The 4070-nt window shown below is 64.0% G+C and carries 5 protein-coding genes; 4 read left to right on the forward strand and 1 reads right to left on the reverse strand.

The features are described from left to right. Window positions 1-102: 102 nt before the first annotated feature. Window positions 103-762 carry a Panacea domain-containing protein gene (locus QZY48_RS31555; RefSeq protein ID WP_295438134.1) on the reverse strand — a complete coding sequence of 220 codons (660 nt, stop codon included), beginning with the start codon at window positions 760-762 and terminating at the stop codon, window positions 103-105. Window positions 763-1277: 515 nt separating this feature from the next. On the opposite strand from QZY48_RS31555, the gene QZY48_RS31560 reads away from it, so the two are divergent. The 4 genes from QZY48_RS31560 to QZY48_RS31575 form a co-directional block, all read left to right on the forward strand. After that, window positions 1278-1553 carry a UPF0175 family protein gene (locus QZY48_RS31560; RefSeq protein ID WP_295438136.1) on the forward strand — a complete coding sequence of 92 codons (276 nt, stop codon included), beginning with the start codon at window positions 1278-1280 and terminating at the stop codon, window positions 1551-1553. Further along, entirely contained in the window at window positions 1550-1894 is a 345-nt protein-coding gene (locus QZY48_RS31565; protein ID WP_295438139.1) for a hypothetical protein, read from the forward strand. Before QZY48_RS31560 ends, QZY48_RS31565 begins: the two co-directional genes overlap by 4 nt. Then, window positions 1885-2043 carry a DUF3368 domain-containing protein gene (locus QZY48_RS31570; RefSeq protein ID WP_295438140.1) on the forward strand — a complete coding sequence of 53 codons (159 nt, stop codon included), beginning with the start codon at window positions 1885-1887 and terminating at the stop codon, window positions 2041-2043. The genes QZY48_RS31565 and QZY48_RS31570 overlap by 10 nt, the downstream gene beginning before the upstream one ends. Window positions 2044-2173: 130 nt before the next feature. Further along, window positions 2174-4070 (forward strand): DUF1156 domain-containing protein (locus QZY48_RS31575; RefSeq protein ID WP_295438141.1); only part of this gene is annotated, 1897 nt, incomplete at its 3' end.

Genomic DNA, 4070 nt, shown 5'->3' on the forward strand with positions numbered 1-4070 from the left:
CCCAACGGGGTCATACATACCAGCCCAGGGCAACGCCCTGGGTTGACGGTATCCGCAAGTCCAGCCCTGAAAGGGCGTGACATAGGGGCGGGGTTCCTTATGTCACGCCCTTTCAGGGCTAGGCGCTGTTTTGCTGCATACCCAGGGCGTTGCCCTGGGCTGGTATGTCGCGCCCCTTCGGGGCTTGGCTAACCGCAAGATCAAATGAACGTGGTGCTTGCGGATCGCCTCGTACTCGCCAGCGATCTCTAGGATAGCGTCCCGTGACGGGCTGTCATCGTCCAAACCCAGAGGATAGGGGATCGCCTCGTTCATGCCCGCGCCGTCCTGCCAAATCTTGGCCCATGCGCCATTCTCGGCATGGGTAACGTCGATCATGGTGGGCGAGTAAGTGTCGCGGTACTGCGCTACCAACTCGTCCATAATGCGCAGATCGCGCCTGGTAAAGTGGCTGTCGTCGAACGGGACTCGGGGCACGACAGTCTCACGAACGTAGTCGATAACCTTTACCGGCTGGATGGAGATCGCGGCAGCTAAGTCTGGCTCCGGGTCGTCCCACTCCTGCATCACCTGCACGGGGACCGGGCCGAATTTCCAGGCCCGGTATTCCAGCCCGGCCACGCTGCACCCGGTTTGCCGGAAATGCTCAAAGTCGAGCAAAAATAGCAGCTTAAACAGCTTGATCTTACCCAGGTACCTTGTATTGTGGGCAAAGTACAGGATCGCGTTGATCAGCTTTTCGCGTTCGTGGGTAACAAGCATCGGAATTTGCGGCAAAATACGCGTGGGGAAATGTGGGACGGGAGGCGGGATCAGGGGCGGGCCTCGCCCCGATCCAAGCCGGTTGCTGGTGCGCCACGGCCCGACCTCGCAACCGACCGTTACGCTGCCAGTCTAGGCCAAGACGCCCGCGGCGGCAATCCGCGCGGCGGCCGTCCTGCCGGGTTTGATTGAGGGCAAGCGCGGCGGGGTGCATGATGGGGCTGGTCGGAGGCGGGAGCGGTAGAGGGGCCTCCCTAGCGTCCAGGCTTGCGGCTGGTGGCACAGGTCCCGAGGTCGCCGCAAACCGTTACAACGATCAGTGTAGGCGAAGATTGCCGTGTCTGCAGCCGGCGCCGCGGCTATCCTGCCCAAGTCGCAGGCCGCCGGCCGTGGAGCCGGACGAGGCCCACGCCCCGTGCGGGACTTTTTCTGTCGCGTGCGACCACGGGCGTCGGTCGGCGCCCCCAAAATGTGAGGGACAGGATACATTGCCTGTCCCACGGAGGTGGAACTCAATGCCGACACTGACCCTGGCGATCCCCGATTCAGCGCTGTCCGCTCTGCGGCGCTCGCCATCCGAACTCGGACGCGAGTTGAAACTGGCCGCGGCGATCCATTGGTATGGGCGCGGCCTGATGTCGCAAGAGCGTGCGGCCGAGCTGGCGGGCATGAACAGACGCGATTTTCTTCATACCCTGGCCCGCGAAGGCGTGGACGTCTTTGCCGTGGATGACGACAGCCTCGCGCGCGAACTAGGTATTGACGAGCCCGGCGAGACTGCCGCCCCATGAGCAGCCGGGATCTGCGGCTGGTGGTGAATACCTCCCCGTTGATTCACCTGGCAGAGGCCGGATTACTGCACTTGTTGCAAGACGCGGCGCCTGCCGTCTGGGTGCCCGAGCCCGTTGCGCGCGAGATTCGCGCCTACGGCATCCAAGACCCGACCGCACAAGCGCTCGACGCGCACGACTGGCTGAAGGTTCAGCCGGTGCCGATCGTTTCAGCACGAGTGCTGGCCTGGGACCTGGGTGCCGGGGAAAGCGCAGTGCTGGAGTTGGCGATGGCCTCCCCGGAAGCGCGGCAGTCATCGACGACCTCGCCGGACGCCGTTGCGCCGAAGCCTTGGGCTTAACGCTGCGCGGCACCGTTGGCCTGGTCCTCGCCGCCAAGCGGGCCGGCCGACTCACTGCCGCGCGCCCGGTTCTGGAGCGCCTGCGCGACAGCGGGATGTATCTGTCCGATGCGGTCCTGAACAGGGCCTTACGTCTGGTGGCCGAATAGCTGTCGCGATCTCGCATTGAAATGAGCGGTGCGCATTCTCTGCGCATTTCCTTGGAAAGAATGCGCGTGGGTTTGCGCGCGAGCATTTGAGTGACCGTTAAAGGGTGGTTAAGCCCGGTTTGCACACGTCATGACAACACGCCTGATCGAGACCTGGTTGCCCATCGCCGAGATCGGCTTGGAGGGCCTGCGCGAGCGCACGCCCATGACGCCCTTCCCGGCGCCCAATCGACTGCACGTCTGGTGGGCACGCCGACCGCTGGTCGCCTCCCGTGCCGCCATCCTGGCCGCATTGCTGCCGGCGGATGCGGACCGGGAGCGGTTCATGCATGTGCTGGGGATTCATGGGGACCCGGTGGCGGCCAAGGTTCGCATCGCCAAGGCGGATCGCGCGGGAGAGCGCTTGGGGGCGGACGCCTATGGATACCCCCGCGCCTTTACGTACCTCCCGTCGGTAGAGGATTTAGAATGGCTGAGGTATGAATCAGCGCGTGTGGGCATTTGTGGCCCCGCGGTCCTGGACCCGACGGCTGGCGGCGGCAGTATTCCCTACGAAGCGACCCGGCTTGGCTTGACGACCGTCGCCAACGACCTCAACCCGGTCGCTGCCCTAATCCTGCGCGCGACCGTGGAGTGGCCGCTCGCGTTCGGTCTGGAGGTCAAGGAGACCTTCGAGCGCTTGGGCGCCGAATTAGCCGTTCAAGTACGCGAACGCCTGGTCTGGGCCTTCCCATCTGAACCCGCCGAGGATTGCCGCCCCGACGGTTACCTCTGGACTCGCACCATCACCTGCCCCTATTGCGACGGGCTGATCCCGCTTGGACCCAACTGGCGCCTGGCATCTGACGGGACTGGCGTGCGACTGCACCCCAACACCCAGGCCGGGCAGCGACGTTGCGGATTCGAGATCGTCAGTCGTGCGAAGGATCAATCGGCCGGCACCGTCACCGGCGGCGATGCCCACTGCCCCTTCCCGGACTGCGATCGTGTTGTGGACGGCGACGAGGTCAAGCGCCAGGCCCAGGCGGGCCAGATGGGCGATCAACTCTACACGGTGGTCTACAAGCGGCGGACCTGGACAACCACCAAGACCGGCAAACGTCGCGAGAAATGGATACGTGCCTATCGTGCGCCACGGCCGGAGGACGATTGCTCCAACCTGATTACGGAGCGTCTGGCCGGGAAGATGCCGGAGTGGGAGGCGTTGGACCTGATACCGACGGAGGCCATTGGCGATCCGTCCAATTACGACCGGGGACACCGGATGTATGGAATGCACTCCTGGAAAGACCTGTTTTCTCCGCGCCAACTCTACTGCCATGCGACCAGCGTCGAAGTCTATCGGGAACTCCTGGCGGCGGACGAGGCGAAGGGCGCGCTCACCGAAGTAACCAAGGCTGCCTTCGCCTACCTCGCGCTGTCCCTGGACAAGCTGCGCGACTACAACTCGCGAATGACACGCTGGCATGTCCCGCGAGAAGTCATGGTCAACACCTTCGACAGCCACAACTTCGCGTTCAAGTGGTCCTACGCCGAAATGGTCCCCCTCATCGTCGGCCTGGGCTATGACTGGGCCATCGAGCAAACGGCCAAGTGCATCGGCGAGCTGGTGGATTTGGTCCGCCCCGACATCGACGTCAAGGCCGCAAAGAAAGACAGCCGTCACGCGGACCTGTTCGCCGCGCCGTCCTTCAAACCGCCCCCGGTAACCATTACCTGCAAGTCCGGCGACAGCCTGGACCATCTGGCGGACGGCGCCGTGGACCTGGTGGTGATGGACCCGCCCTATTACGATAATGTGATGTATGCGGAGCTGTCGGACTTCTTCTATGTCTGGCTCAAGCGCACCGCCGGCTATGTCTACCCGGAGTTGTTTCGCCGGGCACTCACTGACAAGGAGCACGAGGCGGTCGCCAACCCGGCCAAGTTCCGCGGTCAGCAGGCCCCCACGGAGCTGGCCAACCAGGACTCCCGGGAGCGCATGGCCGCTATTTTCGCCGAGTGTCGGCGGGTGCTGAAGCCGGACG

Source organism: uncultured Thiodictyon sp. (assembly GCF_903828115.1).
GTDB lineage: Bacteria > Pseudomonadota > Gammaproteobacteria > Chromatiales > Chromatiaceae > Thiodictyon.